Origin of the sequence: Parabacteroides sp. CT06 (assembly GCF_002257605.1) — a bacterium.
Classification (GTDB): Bacteria; Bacteroidota; Bacteroidia; order Bacteroidales; family Tannerellaceae; genus Parabacteroides; species Parabacteroides distasonis.
In genome coordinates this window covers 4,254,908-4,276,166 of the sequence record NZ_CP022754.1, presented here as the reverse complement: position 1 = coordinate 4,276,166, position 21,259 = coordinate 4,254,908, and the positions used below count along the sequence as shown (strand labels likewise).

The 21,259-nt window shown below is 46.0% G+C and carries 9 protein-coding genes; all 9 read right to left on the bottom strand.

Annotated elements, in window-relative coordinates; translation table 11 throughout:
• Window positions 1-64: 64 nt before the first annotated feature.
• Window positions 65-1,483 (bottom strand): calcineurin-like phosphoesterase family protein, encoded by a 1,419-nt coding sequence (locus tag CI960_RS18895; protein WP_005861288.1) that lies wholly within the window; start codon window positions 1,481-1,483, stop codon window positions 65-67.
• A gap of 38 nt (window positions 1,484-1,521) precedes the next feature.
• Window positions 1,522-4,689, bottom strand: a complete 3,168-nt coding sequence (locus CI960_RS18890; protein WP_005861290.1) for a TonB-dependent receptor — start codon at window positions 4,687-4,689, stop codon at window positions 1,522-1,524.
• 169 nt (window positions 4,690-4,858) lie between these two features.
• A complete protein-coding gene (locus tag CI960_RS18885; protein ID WP_005861292.1) occupies window positions 4,859-5,509 on the bottom strand; it encodes a hypothetical protein in 651 nt (216 codons plus the stop codon).
• A 268-nt stretch (window positions 5,510-5,777) separates the two neighbouring features.
• A complete protein-coding gene (gene purL / locus CI960_RS18880) occupies window positions 5,778-9,467 on the bottom strand; it encodes a phosphoribosylformylglycinamidine synthase (protein ID WP_022192955.1) in 3,690 nt (1,229 codons plus the stop codon).
• Between the two features lie 179 nt (window positions 9,468-9,646).
• Window positions 9,647-11,242 (bottom strand): RagB/SusD family nutrient uptake outer membrane protein, encoded by a 1,596-nt coding sequence (locus CI960_RS18875; protein ID WP_005861296.1) that lies wholly within the window; start codon window positions 11,240-11,242, stop codon window positions 9,647-9,649.
• 27 nt (window positions 11,243-11,269) lie between these two features.
• A complete protein-coding gene (locus CI960_RS18870) occupies window positions 11,270-14,386 on the bottom strand; it encodes a TonB-dependent receptor (protein WP_005861298.1) in 3,117 nt (1,038 codons plus the stop codon).
• 545 nt (window positions 14,387-14,931) lie between these two features.
• A complete protein-coding gene (locus CI960_RS18865; RefSeq protein WP_005861300.1) occupies window positions 14,932-17,415 on the bottom strand; it encodes a prolyl oligopeptidase family serine peptidase in 2,484 nt (827 codons plus the stop codon).
• Between the two features lie 74 nt (window positions 17,416-17,489).
• The gene (locus CI960_RS18860; protein ID WP_005861302.1) at window positions 17,490-19,811 is read right to left on the bottom strand and encodes a glycoside hydrolase family 20 protein; all 2,322 of its coding nucleotides are present in this window, start codon (window positions 19,809-19,811) and stop codon (window positions 17,490-17,492) included.
• 295 nt (window positions 19,812-20,106) lie between these two features.
• Window positions 20,107-20,958, bottom strand: a complete 852-nt coding sequence (locus CI960_RS18855; protein ID WP_008773853.1) for an MBL fold metallo-hydrolase — start codon at window positions 20,956-20,958, stop codon at window positions 20,107-20,109.
• Window positions 20,959-21,259: the final 301 nt, after the last annotated feature.

Below are 21,259 nucleotides of genomic sequence, written 5' to 3'. Positions count from 1 at the left end.
ATATGTAATGAGAGTTTTCTACATTTTATCGATACAAAAGTAAATGCCACTTGTTACGATTTGATTACGGGAGTGTTACATTTTTAGTAAAGGTCTCGCCAAATCGGTTGATAACCTTGATCCGTACGTCTTTGACTCCGGCAGAAGGGTGGCAACGGAATAAGTGCGATGTATGATATCCAGAAGGTTTTCCGTGCATGTCGATATAGTCTTGGTCTTCATCATCGAATTGCTCCATGCGACCTTTCTCTATGCCGTTTTCGCTCCATGTAACTTGGTAGGTCGGGTCCCAATCCCATACGTTCACCACTAGGTAATCCGCTTGCGATTTGAACTCATTCGGCTTATAAACCCTGAATTGATAATTCGAATCATGGCCGGTTGCCTTATAATACCAAGTAGCGGCATTCCCTTTCACCTCAACGACCAGATAACCGTTCGGGGTGCCGCACCGGTTTACATGGCCGGCCCACCAAGCTCCGCAAGCGGCTCCGATATTATGCTCGTACAGATTCGGTGTGACTTGGTTGTTCTCGAAGAAATGCGTATGCCCGGCGAAGATATGGACATTATAAGGGCTGACGATCTCTTTCAGGCTCTCAGCGTCCTCGGCGTTTCCTCCCCCTTTATCCGTCTGGTTGAATACCGGGGCATGTACGTTGATAAATACAAGTGTTCCGGGTTTAACGTAACTCAGGTCGTTTTTCAGCCATTCCAGTTGTTCCTTTCCGAAGCGTTCGTCATATTTCTTGTCTTTATAATAATCAATATCTTTTAAGGTGATGATATGTGCATCCCCGACATTGAACGAATAATTGTAAGGGCCGAAATGATCCTCGTAGATACGCTCCGCATAGCTCTCCTCGGTTACCTTTTGATTGGATAAGGCCGGGTAACGTAAGTCGTGGTCGTGATTGCCGATCACGGAGAACATCGGGATGCCTAAGACCGAGACCGCTTCCTTATAAGGAGTGAATAAATCCATGCGATCCCAAGTAATGTCTCCCAGCGCCATACCGTAGACCTCTTTTCCTTGGTAGCGCTCTATAGTCTGCTTCAAGTCGGGGATGGTCTCTTCACGGAAACGTTTCATCTGCCGTTCGTCGATGGTCTGAGGATCGGAGATTGCCAAGTAGACAAACCCGTCGATTGGCTGTTTCCTAGGGGTGAGCGTAAAATCATGTTCATTGATCTCTTTACTTTTATCAAGTTGCTGATAGAAAAGATCCGGTATACCTTTTGTTTGCTCGATCTCATAGTCACCCGGTACGGAGAGGTAGACAAAGCGGCTTTTGTCCAGATTCGAATCTAGGCTATATTCTCCCCGCTCATTTGTTTGCGTGAAATTATAACCATCCGTAACGACTACGCCTTGTAGCGGTTTGCCTGCCGTATCGGATACAGTGCCTCTTACGGTAGCGGCTTGCGCTATCCAAGTGGATAACGCAAGTAAAAGCGTGAATGATAAGAATTGTTTCTTCATCGTAATTTTTTTTATGATTTGAATATAGAATATGTTAGTTAGAATTTATAACGTACGCCGATTTGAATCTGCCAAGGGTTTCCGTTCATATTGGATACACCCGTGTTTTTGTTTACGTTATATACGTATTGCTTCTTCTCCGCGTCAAAACTCTTGATGGAGTAGATATTCTGCTTGCCTAGATTATGTCCGGCACCCCAGTCCTTGTTCAGCATATTCAGGAAATTGAAAAAGTCTATCGAGGCCTCGATGGAATGAGTCTTATAGATCTTGAAGTTCTTGTTCAAGCGCAAATCGAAAGTACCGTAGAAGCCATTTACGCCACCGTTACGCTCGGCAACCTTCCCATAGTTTTTACGGATATAATCTTTTACGCTCTTCTCCGCTTCCGGATTGTCCAAGATCGCTTGGATACCCTCACGAAGATATTGAGGCGTATTACTATCGTTCGGGTCATAGATATAAGCCAAGTCGTTGGATGATACGAAATCACCGTTCATATTACCACTAACCGCTAAAGAGTAGCGGGTTCCACCGATCCCGGAGAAACGCAAGCCTACGCTGATTCCCCAGAAAGAAGGAGCCGTACCGTAGAATACGACCTTATGGCGGAATTGGTTGTCCGAGTAAGTCATGGTACTCAAATCACGAGGATCATCTTTTACCATCAAGGCTAGAGTCGCTGTATTCGCTACGTTACCGTTGTAAGAGGTGTTATCCTTGGAATCGTTCCACGTATAGCTGAAAGAAAGCTCGCCATCCTTGAAATAACGCCAAGTTCCATCTACCACGAACGCATATTGGTTGATTTTTCCATCGCTGATTAATTCCAGCACACGGCCTACCTTATTACTTTTACGTCCTTGCATCCAGTCGGTAGCTCCGTTCTTAGTATTGATACTCTCGGCGGGGACGAACACGCCACGATTCCCCTCGGCGGCGATACGGAAGTAAGGCTCATCCACCATATTACGGTCTACGTACATATAATTATGGCGTGCCCAGTTGGCGTAAGCACTGATACCTACCCGCAAGCGATCGGAGAAGAAATGCGTGTAGCTGGCGTTCAACTTATATACTACCGGTACACGGGCATCCTTACTATTCATATTGATCGTGCTGATCTTTTGGATATTCGGGTTGTTGAATAAATCAACGCCCGGAGCGGTAGAAGGATCTTTGCGGTATGCCGGGAAATTCGGTGTCGGAACCAAATTGCCTTGTATATCCACGGACGCTACCTTCGTACCGTCGAACAGCATATTGTTGATCATGGAATAGTTGTTTAAATCCGAACCGAAGATACCGGCGCCAAGGCGGATAATATCTTGATGTTTATCATTCACGTCCCACGTGAATTGAACGCGGGGTTGCAACTGGAAGGTGGAGATTACGTTGTCCGTACGTAAGCCTAGTTCGTCATAAACAGTCTGGTTAAAGTTCGCGTGGTTGAAATAACGGGTATAATCCGCACGGATACCGGCCATGACCTCGAATCCGGTGAAAAGCTTCGTTTGTAATTGTCCGTAGATAGCGGAGTTCAAGGTATTCATCTTTACGGTAGGATCATCTACCAAGGCGATTTCCCGGGCATAGCGGTAAGGAGTCATATGCTCGAAATTATCCAGTCCCGTGAAATAAAACCGTCCGTTCATCTCACTGCCGTAGAGTGATTTCATATTGGTGTACATGAAGTCCGCTCCGAATGTATAGTTGATGCGGTCCGTATTATAATACATATTGTCTACCAATTGAAGTACATTATCCTTAAAATGTTCGGGAGCGTAGCGTTGACCTCCAAGTTGGATGGAAGTGTACATGCTCTTGTCACCAGAAATAGATTCCACGTTCTCTACGATTGCTCTCGGAATATTAGAACTTGGCAATTGCTTGTTCGGGGTCGTGGCCTCGTAAACCAAGAAATGTTGAAGCTTCAACTCATTGGTCAGTTTCGGGCTTAATACCGAGCGTAAGGTAGCGAGTAAGCTGTTGTTATGCGATTTGCGATCGATCCAAACCTCGTAAAGATTGATGCTGGAGTTATCGCTCTCGCTCTGTTTATTATCCTCGTTGATGAAATTATTGCGAATGGTTAACAAGTTGGTAGCGTTCAACTGCCAGTCGATACGGGCGAAGACTGCGTTCGTCTGCTTCTTCTTGCCGAACTCCCCGAATTGAGGATCATTGGAGACTCCGTATTTAGTACGGGCGATATCCAGATAACGGTCTAGCGTAGATTGAGTGACATTATAGCGAGACTCGTCCGCCGCCGTCTTGATATCCGCTATATAAATCGGACGGGAATCCTGTTGGTGATCCCATACGACATAGAAGTGCGCACGGTCTTTCACGATCGGGCCTCCCAAAGAGAAACCATATTGATAGGTAGAGAAGTCGGAAGTCGATTTATTTCCCCGTATATCATAGGAGCTGGATAACCAATCGGCACGACCGAATCCGAATACACTTCCGGTGAAAGTATTGGTTCCTGATTTCGTGACAGCGCTCACGGTGCCGCCCCCGGAACGTCCGTTGGTCACGTCATATTGATTGGTTACCACCTCAAATTCGCGGACGGCTTCCATGGATATCGTATAAGCGCCGGAAGTCGTTCCGCTCGCTACGGTTCCTTTAGCCGTCATACCGTCGATGGTGTAATTCGTTGAGGATGATAATTGCCCGGCGATATTTCCTCCGCTACTCAATGGCGAGAGATCCATTAGGGATGTGAAGTTACGGCCGTTTACAGGAAGCTTCGTGATATTTTGAGCGGAGATAGATGTTGCCGCACCGATCTTCGGAACCATGTTCTTCAAGGAATTAGCGACTACCTCGACGGCTTGTATCTCCACCGATTCCTCCGCCAGCTTGAAATCCACTCGAAGCATATCCCCTTGGTTCAATGCGTATCCTGTCTTTTTCTGTTCTCCATAACCGATATAAGAAGCTGTAACGGTATAAGGAGAACCTAGCGGAAGCTGCTTGATGGTGTATTCTCCTTTATCGTTCGTGATAGAACCCGTGAAGAATCCGGTAGATTCATTCTTGACTTGGATCGTGGCTCCGATCACCGATTCCCCTTTATTATCCATGACCGTACCGGTGATAATCGCTTGCGTTCCTTGCGCAGACAAGAGAGCCGGCAAGCAATTAAAAAATAACAAACAGGCAAGCAGCCTGCATGTAAGTTTGTTAAACATCCTCATAATAATCTTTTTAAAATTAAACCTAAATATCTTTTACGGCGCAAAAGTAAATGTCCGGTTTTGCAAAGAGATTACATCCGTGTGTAGGTTTAAATAAAGAAAAAAGCCTAATGAAGGATATCCATTAGGCTCAACGAGAAAATTATAAATGTGTCTATAAAAAAGAAGGTTAGTCCTCGTCCAAAGTCTTGATAATGGTAGATGCTATCTTGGATGAACTCTTGCGGCTGCTCTTTCTGAGTTTATCCGGGTTCTCAAGATTCATGCAGGTAAAGAAGTTATTCCCCCTATATACCTCATTTTTATCTTTGTCGAATAAGGTATAGCTGACGATATGGAAAAGCGTGCGCAAGGGTTGGTCTTGCCATTTAAGATAATGCTGGTTTAATACTAGCAGATAATCAGCGTCAGCATTATCCAATACCTTTTGTAACTCTTCGGTCGGCACGGCTGAAAGATCGGAATAGCAATCCTCGCTCTCCCCGTTAACCTTGATCTCATTCAGTACCTGTCCGGTCACTTGTGTAGCGTTTGCCGGAATAAACTTGCAATCTCCGTTCTTTACGGATGCGGCGATATTCTCGGCGATGATCGTATTATACGTTTGGTCGATACTATCCGCTTTCATACCGGTCTCTTCGGCGATCATCCCATTGTAGAAATAGTTTGATTTCACGTTATCGTGCAAACCTACGATGAGAATTTGCTTTGCATGATAATTGTCACCTTCCTTCTTACTTTCTTTAGCGTTCGCTGCTATAGAAGCTACGGCTAAAAAGAACATAACCGTAAAGATTCTGATTTTAAATAACCTTTCCATGATTCTTCTATTAAATTCTGTGTCTATTAATTTCGGAGGCAAAGATATTAGCGGGGTGTTGCAGGGATATTACGGTTGTATAAAGTAATAGTTACCGATAATCCCCCCTGTACCGGCTTGGATATTAAAATCGTGGATTCGTTGTAAAGTCTATTCTACCGTGTGGATGAGTTCAATCAAAAGGCGGTTACCAAGAAACTTTAAGGAGATATAGAAACAAGGGTTGTTTTTAAGGTTCAAAGAACGCTAAAAACAACCCCTGTTATTTTTACTTATTATTCTCGATCCACTTGCGAGCGTTCACGAACGCCTCGATCCATGGAGTGACCTCGTCGTTCTCCTTACGGTCGGCGGGGTAATAACCGCACTGCCAAGGGAAGATCGCACGTTCGGGGTGAGGCATCATGGCTAAATGGCGGCCGTCCTTTGAGCAAACACCGGCAACGGACCAAGGAGAACCGTTCGGGTTGGCGGGATAGCCATCGTAGTTGTATTTAGCGATGATGTTGTACTCCTTCTCCTCGTAGGGGAACTCGAACTTACCTTCACCATGAGCTACCCATACACCCAACTTCGTGCCGCTCAAGGAGCCGAACATTACGGAGTTGTTTTTCGGGATCTCCAAGCTAACGAAGTTAGACTCGAACTTATGGGAATCATTGTGAACCATCTTATGCTTTTTCTCGTGCTCCGGATAAACCAAGCCTAACTCGGCCATCAACTGGCAACCGTTACAGATACCCATGCTCAACGTATCTTTACGTGCGTAATAGTTGTCGATCGCTTTCTTGGCTTTCTCGTTATACAAGAAACCGCCGGCCCAGCCCTTGGCGGAACCTAATACGTCGGAGTTGGAGAAACCACCGCAGAATACGATGAAGTTTACATCCTCCAAAGTCTCACGTCCGCTAGCCAAGTCCGTCATATGGACATCCTTCACGTCGAAACCAGCCAGATACAAGGCGTAAGCTGTCTCACGCTCGCATTGCGTACCCTTCTCACGGATTACCGCAGCCTTGATGCCGTTCGGAGCGCGGCGTTCGGCTGAGAGTCCGTAAGAAGAAAGCTTTCCGGTAAAGTCCTTGTGGAACTTGTACTGTACGGGCTGCATCTTATAGTTCTCGAAACGGTTTCCGGCACAAACGCTTCCGCTCTGCTTTACATCCAGTTTATAAGAAGATTCGTACCATACGTCACGCATATAGTCGATGCCGAAGTGATATTGGATGCCGTCTTTCGATACCAATACATGGCGCTCGTCGGTCGGTTTGGCGATGATGGCGAAACCTACGCCAGCTTCTTCCATCAACTTTTCGAATGCCTTCTTGTCCTTTACCTGAACCAAGATACCCGGATTCTCGGCAAACAGGATCTTCACGATATCGCTCTCGGAGATCTTATCCAAGTTGACATCCAAACCACCCTCTACGTTGGCGAAGCACATCTCTAACAGGGCGGTGATCATACCTCCCGCTGAGATATCGTGTCCGGCAAGGATGAGTCTCTTCTCGATCGCATCTTGTACGGCGTTGAAAGCGTCACGGAAGTATTCCGGATCTTTCACGGTCGGAACCTCATTACCCAGCTTGTTCAAAGCTTGAGCGAAAGCGGAACCACCCAACTTCAAGGTATCGAAAGAGAAGTCTATATAATAAATGTATGTATTCTTGTCTTGAGCTACTACCGGGGAGACGATTTTCTTGATATCGCTAACCTCTGCACCTGCGGAGATAATCACCGTACCCGGGGCGATCACCTTATCGTCGCCATATTTCTGCGTCATGGATAAGGAGTCCTTACCGGTCGGGATATTAATACCTAAGCTGCAAGCGAAGTCGGAAGCGGCTTGTACGGCTGTGTACAGACGGGCATCCTCACCTTCGTTACGGCACGGCCACATCCAGTTGGCACTTAAGGATACGCTCTCCAACTTATCTGTCAGCGGAGCGAATACGATATTGGTCAATGACTCGGCGATTGCCATAACGGAACCGGCGGCCGGATCAACCATGGCTACCTGGGGAGCGTGACCGATAGAAGTTGCGATACCAGCTTTCCCGCGGTAATCCAACGCTACGGCACCTAAGTCGCTCAACGGCAATTGTAATTCACCTTGACATTGCTGGCGGGCGATCTTACCGGTTACGGAACGGTCTACTTTGTTTGTTAACCAATCCTTGCAGGCTACGGCCTCCAATTGAAGTACGTTCTCCAAATAATGGTGAAGTTCGGATTCTTTGTAAACAACCGGTTGATAAGATTCAGTGACCGTATGGTCTGTCATAACCGTTCTAGGCGGTTTACCGAACATATATTCCAGCTTGATATCGATAGGTTTTACGCCGTCCGCTTGTTCGAAGACAAACTTCATGTCGTTAGTAGTCTCGCCTACCACATACATCGGGGCACGTTCACGATCCGCGATACGTTTTACACGGGCTACATCTTCTTCTTTCATCAATAAGCCCATGCGCTCTTGGCTCTCGTTTCCTACGATCTCCTTCGCTGAGAGAGTCGGGTCACCAATCGGCAATTTGCTCATATCGATGTGTCCGCCGGTAGCCTCCACCAACTCAGACAAGCAGTTGAGGTGTCCACCCGCACCATGGTCATGGATAGAGACGATCGGGTTCTCGTCAGACTCGGCGATCGCACGGATCACGTTAGCCGCACGTTTCTGCATTTCCGGGTTGGCACGCTGTACGGCGTTCAACTCGATACCGCTTGTATATTGCCCCGTGTTTACGGAAGAGACGGCTCCACCACCCATACCGATACGGTAGTTATCGCCACCGATCACAACCACTTTCTCGCCCGGTTCCGGATCGCCCTTCAAGGCATCACGCATATTTGCGAAACCTACACCGCCGGCAAGCATGATTACTTTGTCGTAAGCGTATTTCTTATCGTTCTCCGTGTGCTCGAAAGTCAATAAAGAACCACAGATAAGCGGCTGGCCAAATTTATTACCGAAATCGGAAGCGCCATTGGAAGCCTTGATCAAGATCTGCTCCGGAGTCTGGTATAACCAAGGACGAGGGTCTAGGACTTTCTCCCATTCGCGAGCGCCTTCCGTACGAGGGTAAGAGGTCATATAGACCGCTGTTCCCGCTATCGGCAAGGATGCCTTACCACCGCCCAGACGGTCACGAATCTCACCACCTGTTCCGGTAGCGGCACCGTTGAACGGCTCAACGGTTGTCGGGAAGTTATGCGTCTCGGCTTTCAAGGAGATAACCGTCTTGATATCTTTTACGGCGAAGAAATCGGGTTTGTCACCGGATAGGGGAGCGAATTGCTCTACCGTCGGTCCTTCATTGAACGCTACGTTATCTTTATAAGCGGAAACCAATTTATTAGGGTTCTCGGCGGAAGTTTTCTTGATCAAGTTGAACAAGGAACTTTCTTTTTCCTCGCCGTCGATGATGAATACACCTCCGAATATTTTATGTCGGCAGTGTTCCGAGTTTACTTGGGAGAAACCGAACACCTCGCTATCGGTCAACTTACGTCCCAACTTCTGGCTTACCTCGTTCAAGTAAGCGATCTCCTCTTGGCTTAGAGCCAAGCCCTCTTGTTGGTTGTACACTTCCAAATCCTCAATGTAGACAATAGGATCCGGTTTTTTACTGATCGTGAAGATCTCCTGATTCAAGCCATTGTAGATACGTTGCAACATCGGATCGTGATCTGTGTCGCCAGAAGAAACAGGAAAATATTCCTCAATACGGGAAATACCGGTCAGGCCCATGTTCTGGGTAATTTCAACGGCGTTCGTACTCCACGGGGTAATCATTTCCCGGCGTGGCCCTACGTACCAGCCTTCCAATGTTTCTGATTGAACAGGAGTCGCCTCGCTAAACAACCAAACCAGTTTTTGAGTGTCTTCAGGAGAGAAAGCGTGCGCGGCCTCTACAGCCAGCACCGTCTTTGTTGAAGATTGAAAGAATAGAATCATATCGTTGATTTATTAGTATTTATCACGAAATAACGAATAAGCCTCTTTTAGAGAGTGCAAAGATAATGATTTCCCGTGAATTATTATGTCAATACGTTTTAAAAGAAAAGAGGGCGGAACCTCCCGGTCTCGCCCTCTCATGTCCCCTGCATAGTAAAAAATAAGAGTGTGTCTATATTCTACCAGCCTGCGTTCTGTTGTGCGGCTAGCGTGGGGTTTCTTAATATATCATTCAATGGAATCGGCCAAATAAAGCGTTTATCCGTGTACGGGATGAACTGTTTGCTGTTGCCGAACCATTCAGCTTTCACTTCTCCACCAACAACGAATGCGCCTTGGTTCTTCACATTGTTATATTCGATTTTAGCGGGAATACCACCGGACGGCAGCAAGTCGTCAGCCGCTAAACGATGAATGTCTTCCCAACGGCGACCTTCACCTTGGAACTCAATGCGACGCTCCCAAAGGATAGCTTCCACCAGTGCTTTCGTGTTGGCGAAATCGCTTGCCTTATACGTCTGTGTAGCGGGGTCGGCCAAAGAACGGTCTCTTACTTGATTCAATTTCTCCAATGCGAGAGTCTTGTCTCCCGCACGTGCGGCAGCCTCGGCCTCGTTTAGCAATACCTCGGCATAGCGCAGGATCGGGGCGTACTCTTCACGTGTTTGGGGATTCTGGTATTTATCACAGAAGTAATAATCGTCAGACGCACGATAAAGGACGAGGTTACGACGCTTGTCATCCCCTTTCCAGAATTTGGAGTTGTAAAGGGTAGGGGATGTCGGGCACATCGCACGGCCACCTTCACGGGCAGACATCATAGCGGACATAGCTCCATTTACAGATGCGTTATCTTGAGAGTCATTCGGAATGGAGAATATAGATTCCTGATTGTCTTTGTAAGAAACGAAAGGAGTGGCAGGATTGGTTTCCAGAATGAAACGTCCGCCTTCCAGTTTCTTAGCTTCAGTAACTACATTGTTCCAATCACGCATATGTAAATATACGCGCGTTTTCAATGCGATGGCGGCACCTTTGCTCGCACGTCCGATCTTATCAGCATCAATAATGTCCGGAAGCATGCTTTCCGCATTATTCAGGTCGCTTAATATCTGATCGTAAGTCTCCTTAACGGTAGAACGGCCTATGCTTTGTTGCTCAGCGAGTTGGCTGGGGTCGTTTACGGCTTTCGTGTAAATAGGCATACCGTAGTTATTGTTACCTTCTACGTTGTAGGGCAGGGCATAATGGATCATCAAGTTGTGATAGGTTAACGCACGTAAGAACAGGCATTCTCCTTTGTACTGATTCCCTTTCTCTTCGGTTATGACACCCGCCGCTACCGCGCCTTCTATACCTGCGTATACCGTATTATAGCGGTTAATAGCCTCGAAAGAGGTTTCCCACATCGCCACGTTATTAGCGGTAGTCAAGTTATAGGTTGCGGAATAGGTATAATCATAGAATTGGGCGGTTAGGTTCATATCTTCACCGCGCATTTCGCCTTGCAATATACTGGCCGCTCCAAAAGGATAACCGCGTGCCCACCCAAAGTCATTCGGATCTACGTACATACCACATTGTGCGGCATCGTAAGCTCCGACTACGGCTAACTCGCAACGTTCTTCTGTCCCGTATGCCGTAAGCTCGGAGAATTTGTCAACAGGTTCAAGGTCTACGACGTCGCTTTCGCAGGCGGTGAACACGGGTAGCGAGAACAGGGCTGTCCCTAACGCTACTACTGAAATGTTTTTATATAATTTCTTGTATAACATAATTGTAACTTTTCTTAGTTTGTGAAATTAGAATGTAATGTTCGCTCCAAAAGTGAATGAACGTTGCTGTGGCATACCGTTCCAATCTACACCTAAACGAGAGTTTGTCTCAGGATCCAATCCGGAATAACCTGTGATAGTGAGTAAGTTCTGTCCTTGAACATAGAAACGAATCTTTGTCATGTTCAGTTTGGATACGACCGCCTTCGGTAGTGTATAGCCTAAAGCTAACGTCGATAGTTTTAGGTAATTGCCGCTCTCAACGAAGTGTGAATCCGTATATCCATCATTGAATAAGGAAGAGGCGTCTCCATAACCGATTTTTGGAGTCATGCCGTCACCCGGTTGCTCTGGAGAAATCCAGCGGCCTAAGATTTCTGTTCCATTGTTGGAGAAATCCATATTGAACAATGCGCTTTGACGAGAAGCGTTCATGATCTTATTACCTCCGGAGAAGCGGAAGAATACATTTAAATCGAAATTCTTGTAAGAAACTGTATTATTCCAACCTCCGTACCAAGTAGGCATAGATGAACCTAATACCTTACGGTCGCTAGCGTCCAAGGAAGAAGCCTTGGAGACATCCGAAGGGTTGGAAGGATCATATTCCGCATAGTCGTAAGAGCCGAATGTGTCGAATTGCACTAATGAACCGTCCGCCTTACTCCAGATCGGATTACCGTTTGCGGCGTTTACGCCGTAATAATCATATCCATATAAAGATCTATATGACTCTCCTTCACGAATGATTGTGTAATTGTCTACGATGTCTGTTCCGCCGTATAAGCTCTTCACCGTATTCTTAGCTGTGGAGAAGTTGAAATTAGTTTGCCAGTTCCAATCTTTGGTAGCGATGATTGTAGCGTTAACTGTCAATTCCATACCGGAGTTCTTGATCTTACCGATATTATCAAAATATGAGTTGTAAGGAATACCAGCGGTAGGTGCTGTAGGAACTTCCAACACCAAGTCTTTGGAGTTCTTTTGCCAATAAGCTAGCTCGAATGTCAGGCGGTTATTAAAGAAAGAGCCATCCAATCCGATATCGAAAGTCTCGGTTGTTTCCCATTTAAGCTGGCTGTTACCCATACGGTTCCAAGCGATAGCTGTATTCGATCCTGCTTTCTTCGCCCCGTAAGTTCCCAGATAAGGGAAATAATTCCCTAGGTCAGAGTTTCCGATTGTAGCGTAGCTGGCACGGATACGTAAGTCGTTAAACCAATCATTAATAGTTGATTCGCTCCAGAATTTTTCGCGAGAGATACGCCAAGCGGCTGATCCTCCCCAGAATGTACCCCAGCGGGTGTCTTTCGGAAGGCTGGATAAGCCGTCTGTGCGGACGGAGGCTCCGATATAATATTTACTATCATAGTTGTAATTCGCACGGAACATATAGGAGGCTAATCCCATAAACGTTTTACCTCCAGATACGAATCTCTCACCAAATGTGTTGGAAATGATATGGTCGGTGAAGAAAGCATCGGATATTTGTTGCACGGTTGCGTCCGTATATTCATATTCTTGATGGGTGTACTCTTGTACCGCTGTCGCCGTCAGATTATGTACATCATTGAATGTACGGTTAAAGTTGATTACGTTTTGCCAGTTCCAGTTCGTGTATGTGGTATTGATTTCTTCCAATAAGCCGCCATAGCCGTATCCGTCTCCTGATTCCGGGTTCCATACCATGAAATCTTTAACATTCGAGATGTCTAAGCCAGCTTGTGTCTTTAAAGTCAATCCGTCCATGAATGTGATTTCAGCCCATCCACCACCTAATACACGGGTATTGGTCGTACGGTTTACGTTATTGTCTAATGCCCAGACGATATTCTGGATACCATTATCAATATAGGAAAGGTTGCTTCCGCGACCTAATGTCTTACGGTTTTCAGCGTCGATATTGTAACCAGTAGGATCATCCGGATTGAATACAGATACGTTTGGAAGCATACGAGTGCCGGCGAAACCTACGCCACCCAATGAATTCTCGTCATTCATGACACCATTAACCCGGGTACGGGTCATCTGGCCATTTAATCCGATGCGTAACCATTTTGTCGCTTGTTGTGTCAAATCTGCCTTTAAGCTCAAACGGTTTAAGTCATTGGCGCGAATGATACCTTCTTGTTCCGTGAAACCTAATGATACATAATATTGGCTTTTATCCGTACCACCACTGGCGGATAAGCTATGATTGTGCTGGAAACCTGTACGGAAAATATAATCATTCCAGTTTGTGTCCGGTCCGTTCGGATCGTAAACAGCCTGTCCTTTCATTCCCCAGTTCTCGTATTTCTCGTTAGCGATAGTCACGAAATCTTTCGCTCCCAGAAGATCATGCAATTTAGCTGCGCTGGCTGCGCTTACATAGCCATCGTAAGTTACTTGAGTACGTCCCTTGGAGCCTTTTTTAGTTGTGATCAATACAACTCCATTTGCCGCACGGGAGCCATAGATAGCTGTAGCCGCACCGTCTTTCAATATTTCAATGGATTCGATGTCATTCGGGTTAATATCAGACATCGCATTGTAAGAAGCGTAAGCCATTCCTAAGCCGGTTTTTCCATCGGCGTTATCACCGGTGGCGATCGGCATGCCATCTACGATGAATAACGGCTGAGAGTTAGAACTGATCGTACTCATACCACGGATCTTGAATTGAGGACCGCTTCCCAATACGCCACTAGGAGTCGTAACCTGTACACCAGCGGCACGTCCAGCTAATTGAGAGTCGAAAGACGCTGTTGCCAAGTTGCTTAAGTCTTCACCTCCTACTTTAGATATGGCACTCGTCACATCCTTTTTTCTTTGAGTTCCGTAACCGACAACCACGACTTCATCCAAGTTCTGAGAGTCGGACTCCATCGTGACTTTAATGATTGGTTTTACTGCCACTTCCACAGATTTCATACCGATGTAGGAAACGATTAGCTTTTTCGCGTTAGAAGGAACATCCAAGGTGAACGCTCCGTTGTAATCCGTTACAGTACCGGTAGTAGTACCAGCTACTACGATAGAGGCTCCAATGATAGGTCCATCGTCTTCCGCCGAGATAACCGTACCGGTCACCTTCGTGGTCTGAGCCGTTGCGAACGCTATACTTGCGAACAAGCATAGTAATAGATAAGTCAACCTTTTCATAGACACATACTTTTTGTTTAATTTGTTAATAAATAGATCATTGTAATCAATTGTTGCCACTTAGTCGATTGACTTAGTTTCCGAAGAACTTCATGAGGGTAAGGTACTTTGGTGTTACTTCCTAGCATTGATGCGGGATTGAGTTAAAAATAACTTGCATATTAATACTATATATTAATACTAGAATGTATTAAATTAACATATAACTTAAAATAATCCGTATTGACAAAGTTCCGTGTAAGTTTATTTTTATTGTCAATATGTTTGTTTATTGCAAATATATCTTTATATTTGCCGTACAGCCATTAAAATAAAATGCTTGCTGTAAATAGTACAATTAGACATAACAGATGTTTACATAGGTTGCATGTTCTATAATTTATTAAGATATTTATAATAATTAATAAATATTGAACGGAAAAGTGATTTAGTTCTTCGGAGACTAAGGTGTTTCATAAATACTATCTAATGTATTTAAATAAAAAAAGAGTATCTAATAAAGATACTCTTTAGATATATGTGAATAGAGTGACCTATTTTGATTTTTATAGGCTTTTCGGAGGATATAATGCGTCCCACCACTCCGGTTGATCTTTCAACCACTTAGCGAACCATGCGTAAATTGTGTTATTCCACAAGATACGTTTGTCGTAATCCAGTATATGGTGGTTCTCTCCTTCTACCTGGACAAACGCTGTAGGCTTACCCAATAATTTTAATGCGGTAAACATCTGGATGCTCTCTCCAATCGGAACATTCGTGTCTGCGGTTCCATGTAAGAACAAGATCGGGGTATTGATCTTGTCTGCGTTAAACAGCGGACTTTGTAAAGTGTACATATCCCGGGCATTCCATGGATAACTGTTAGCGCTAGCCAACGAGCTGTATGAATATCCCCAGTAACCTTCTCCCCAATAGCTGGTGATGTCGCTGATTCCCGCGTGAGACATGGCCGCCGCGAATATATCTGTTTTTGTTTGTAGGTATTGAGTCATGAAACCTCCGTATGAAGCCCCCATGCAACCGATTTTCTTCGTGTTGACAAAAGGATGCTCCTCACAGAACTTTTTCGTGCCTTCGATGATCTCGTCAGCGGTAAGTTTACCCCATGCGTTGACATGGCGTGCGGAGAACTCTTGGCCGAACCCTGTCGCTCCACTGGGCTGTATGATGTAGACGATGTACCCTAAGCCGGCGTATACATGCGAAGGATAACGGCTTTCCATCACCCGGGCCGTAGGGGTTGTTCCTCCGTAATAATTCACGATCATCGGATATTTCTTGGTCGCATCAAAATGAGGAGGGAGATAGAAGCGGCCGTAAATCGTATCCCCTTGGGCGGAAACGAAATTCCAATCTTGCACTTCTCCTAAAGTGACGTCTCTCAAGATCTCTTTGGAGAGATCGATCAAGCAGGAAGAGGCGTCGTTTTTCAAGTTATAGGTATAAAGCCTTTGGGAATTGGAAGCGCTTAATCCGAAATAAACCATTTCGAAAGCTTGATTGGCGATGGAGTAATCGGAGATGACATCTTCCTTGGCTTGAAGTTGCTTAATCTTTCCGTTGGACGGGTTTAGACTATACATGCGAACACGGTCCTTATCTTTCGCCGTGATATAGATTTGTTTATCGAGGGCGTTCCACTCGTAGGAATCGACAGAGGGGTCAAAATTTTTCGTAAGCGGCTTTATACTTTTATCTGCTATATTGTATAGGAATAATTGCCCGTCGCTCGTATTCGATGTCTGTCCTTCTTTGATCTTTAATCCGATACCATCGAAAGCCTCTCCAGACGCGTCAACGAGTAATTGGGTGGCATCCGGGGAGAAAACGGCACGGCTTACGAATTTCTCACCTTTTATAAGGGTATCCACATGCATGGTTCGTAGATCCATCTTATATATATATGTACGTGAGAAAGGACGCTCCGTTAAATTCGGTTCCCTGCGACTGAATAGCAGATAGTGGCCGTCTTGAGATATATCGTTGATGTAAGTAGAAGTATGTCCATAGGTGAGCCGTTGGAACAATCCGGTTCGCAGGTCATATTTATGGATAAACATACGGTTTCTCCATCCCGGTTGGCGATCATCCGGCACCAGTATCTCTTGGATCTCTTTTCGTTCTTGCGGTCCTTTCTCCCGTATGGAGAATAATAGATAGTCCTCGGTAGGTCCGAAACTGAAAGAACCCTCGGGCAATTGGCAGGCAAGGATGTTCTCCTTTTTGCTGGTAGGGTCTAAGGTCACCAATTCCGTGCCTTTCATCCCTTTCCGGGTGTAATAGGCCAGATTGCTTTTAGGCATCCAGCGTAAGCTCTGTCCGTTCTCAACCAATACGGAACCGGTAGCCTTGTCTAGTATCTGGGTAAATGAGGACTGCTTTCCGCCGGGATAGGTTTCTTGATAGGAGACGATAATGAATTTTCCATTCGGGGACAGGCTGGCGGATTGGATGCGTTTACCATCAAATACATCACTTAATGTATAACGTTTCTCCGGATTGATGGTCGTGGTTACCACTGCGTCTTTTTCCGGGTTGAATGAGGCTTTTAAGGCATTCTCTTTGTGGCTCTCAGATAAATATTTAATTACGATTTCATAGCGTCGCGGCTCCAAGGTCAACGAGGCTTCTCCTTGGGTTAGTTTTGTGAGTTGTCCATCCACGTAGACTTCTGAAATCTCAGGGCCATTGATCCTTAAGGTGCCTTTTGTATAGCGGTCACTATTCAGGTAGAAGGAAACCAAATGTAGCGCGTAGGAAGAGGCCGAGGTTGGCAAGGTCAGCTCTCCGGAAGACGCCGCGTCAAGGGTTTGTCCGCTTTGGGAAAGGTTGCAGAAAGGAACAGTCGTGTTCAATAGTTCCTTGTCTGAGAATCTCTTACTGTTTACATCCAGGCTATCTGCCAAGAAGGGTTTCTTCACCTCGTAAGGGCCGGCATAATTATAATGTCGCACGACAACCTCATCCGCCCATAGTGAGCAACAGGAGCATAGGGCTGAAAGAATTAAGATGTTTTTGTTTATCATGATATTTATTATTTAGTATAAGATAAGAAAGCGAGATGGCAGGTATCTCTCAGCCATCTCGCTGTATCATTATCTTATAAGATTTCTATCTCATCTACGAACAAGAATGCGGGACTTCCGGCGCCACCGTGCCATTTCGGTAGTTTGCCGCTGTTGATGATAACCTCGACATAGCGGGCCTTTACCGGGGCGAAGGATATCTCTTGGGGATATAATCCGTCCTTGTCGTTTTGGGTCAGCTCCGGGATTTTCTTGGAAGCTACTTCCTTGAAATTCTTGCCATCATCGGATACCTTTACGGTTACGGCGGAGGCGCCCATGATCCAGTCACCTTTCACCACATTCGTATTGAAAGATACCTTTTGGATTTCGGTTGGTTCCTTTAGATCGATCGTGGCGTCAAGGTCTTTTCCTTGGAAACCCAGCCAATGGCCGGTCTTGTAATTACTACCTCCGCGCAAGCCGTCTACCAATACCTGTGCCCCATTGAAAACGTAGCCTCTGCTGGGCTGCTCTTTCAAGGTGATGGGCTTCATCGTCGCTTTGTTGAAGAAGATCTCCTCGGAGAAGACGCGGCTCGTACCGTTCGGACGGACAACGATCGCCTTGAATTCGCAATCTTGGTTGATCTGTACCGGGCCTTCATACTTGATGCTGGCGATCGTAGGATCGCTACCGTCTACCGTATAATAGATATCTCCTTCACCCAGCTTCGTCAAGGCTATGTCAAGCGTTCCGTTCTCCGTATTGGTGGTCAGGGAGGCGTTAATATCGAAGATATGCTTTCCGTAATTATATCCCAAGCGATCGTAAAGTTGTGTCATGCGGGCCACACGGGGCAGGAACGTCTGATAATCTTTCTTGGACGGATCGCTCCACTGGATATCGGCTACGGCGTCGATACGGGGCATGATCATGTATTCCACCTGCGAGAAGGTCGGGATATATTCCGTCCAGAGGTTGGCTTGCGCCCCGATCACGTACTTCTGGTCTTCAGGAGAGATACCGGCTGTCGGCTCAAAAGAATATACTTTCTCTAACGGCAAGTAACCACCGATAGCATCGGGCTCAAGATCCGTATCCGCTGATTGATAGTAATCCAGATATACATATGTATTCGGTGTCATGACCACGTTATGCTTTTGCTTGGCGGCCTCGATACCTCCATCCATGCCTCTCCAGCTCATTACCGTGGCATTCGGGGCCAAGCCTCCTTCTAGGATCTCGTCCCAGCCGATGATATGGCGTCCTTTGCTCTCCACGAATTTCTCCATGCGGGAGATCACGTAGCTTTGCAAATATTCCTCGGCGGAATGTTTCTTGTCCCCCTTGATACCTTCCGCCTTGATGCGAGCTTGGCATTTCGGGCATTTCTCCCAACGTACCTTCGGGCACTCATCACCACCTACATGGATATATTCGGACGGGAAAAGATCGATGACCTCGCTCAATACGTCTTCTAGGAATTGCATTGATTTCTCGTTTCCGGCGCAGATCACGTCGTCGGCTACTCCCCATTGGCCCCATACGTCATAAGGGCCTCCGGTGCATCCAAGTTCCGGGTAAGTAGCCAAGGCTGCCAATTGATGTCCCGGCATATCGATTTCCGGGATGATCGTGATATGGCGTTCGGCGGCATAGTTGATGACATCGCGAATCTGGTCTTGTGTATAGAAGCCCCCGTATTCCTTTCCGTCATATGTTCCGGAGTTATGGCCGATCACGGTTTCCTTGCGTTTAGATCCGATCTGTGTCAATTCCGGATATTTCTTGATCTCGATACGCCAACCTTGGTCATCGGACAGATGCCAGTGGAACGTATTTTGGTTGTGCAAGGCAAGGATATCGAGATACGTTTTTACCGAATCCACGGGGAAGAAATGGCGGCTGACATCCAGCATCATGCCTCTATAGGCAAAACGGGGATAGTCGTTGATGGTAGCTGCCGGTAATTCTACGTTCATCCCTTGGGCCGTGGCCGGGATCGATTTACGTAATGTCTGGATACCATAAAATACGCCGGCATCCGTACTTCCGGCGATCCGTATCCCGTTATCGCTAACGGTCAGTTGATATCCTTCCGGATTCTGGATGCTTTGGTCGATAACGAGGCTGATCCCCTTACCGGGCTGGCCAGTAGCGGTTGCTAATTCATAGCCCGTGATTTCCTTGATATAAGAAGCGAGGAACTCGGCGTTCTTCTTCATCTTATCATTGCCCTCCGGATAAAATATCTTCGTGGATGGACTTAGGACGAAAGGATTTCCGTTCGTCAATGTTACTTCTTGTGGCAAAGGCACTACTCCGTAATCTCCTTTTACGGCCTTACCACCGGAGCAAGCGATCATTCCCGTGCAAAATGTCAGGACGAGCGCTAGTTTGCTTAGGCTGTTCATGTGTTTAGAGTTTAGAATGTAAAACAATAATTGATTCAGTATCACCGCCCAAAGATAAATAGAATTAGCCGTTTTATCTAATGCTTTTACACTTTTGATGCGATAACCTTAGGGATTTTGTCTATATATATAGACTATTTATCAACTGGTGCATGATCGTCCACCAGCCGTTGCATGATCATCCAACAGTTGGTGGACGATCATGCAACGGCTGGTGGATAATGAATACTTCTATAAGAAATGTCTAAGAAATATGGAAGAAACACCTAAGGTCTAAAGGGAAAAGGGCTAGGGACTAAGGGAAAAGAAACGTCTTCTTGAGAGGTATTTCCTTGTCTTTCTTATAATATGTATTCACACGTTTTACGGTTGTGCAGCGGATGTAAGCGTCATGGCAGTAGATGAGCGCTTGCCTTTTTTCGGCGGCTTCGGCAAGCATGCGCAGTTTCTCGTTGTATGACGTGACCGGATACGTGTCGTAAGCGGAGATCCATTCCGGGGATACGCTGGCTACAAGAGGGATAACATCTCCGGCAAAGACAAAAGTCCGATCTTCCGTATGGATATAGGGAACAATTTGCCCCGGAGTGTGCCCATCATACAAGCGTAGCTCTATCGTGGGGCAAATCGAAGTGTCGGCATCTAGCAGCCGTAAGGAATTAGCATCCGCGACGGCTTGCATATTCTCGATAAAATAGGAATCTTTCTCCAAGGCGTTCGGATGAAGGAAATTCTCCCATTGCTTGCGGCTAACCCAGTGGTTCGCGTTTGGGAATGAGAGAAATAAATGTCCGGTAGATTCATCCTTTTGCGTGGTATAACCGCAATGATCGAAATGGAGATGGGTGAGGACAACATCCGTGATTTCCTCCGGTTGAATTCCCCGGTTTCGTAGTTCCGTGCCGAGGTCTACCAAGTTGAAGAAGCGGTAATAACTTAGTTGTTTTAAGTGTTTATTTCCCGCTCCGTTATCTACTAGGACGATGCGTCCGTCATCTGTTTTTATGACAAGGCTACGCATGGCTAGCACGCAACCATTTGTCTCGTCGCTCGGATAGCGACGGCTCCAAGCGCTTTTAGGAATGGCCCCGAACATGGCGCCTCCGTCGGCGTAGAAGTAGCCGGTATCGATGATTTGTAGTTTCATGGTTTCTGCATTCTTTCTTTGGGGGAGTAAAGGTATGGTTTTTATCATACTCAATAGTATAATAAATGTAAAAATGACTGGTTTAAACGTTGGTTTAGACTAGTCATTTTGATGGATGGGATAGTGCATTTGACACAATTTTAATATTGGATGTAATGTATTGATTATAAGTCTTATTACTAATAGAATCGAAAAATGATTTAAATGAATGTTGCTTAATTTAAATTAATGGTTAACTTCGCGGACGACTAGTCTAAACGAACGTTTTAGCTAGTCATTTTTATTAGGGACTGCGCTCAGA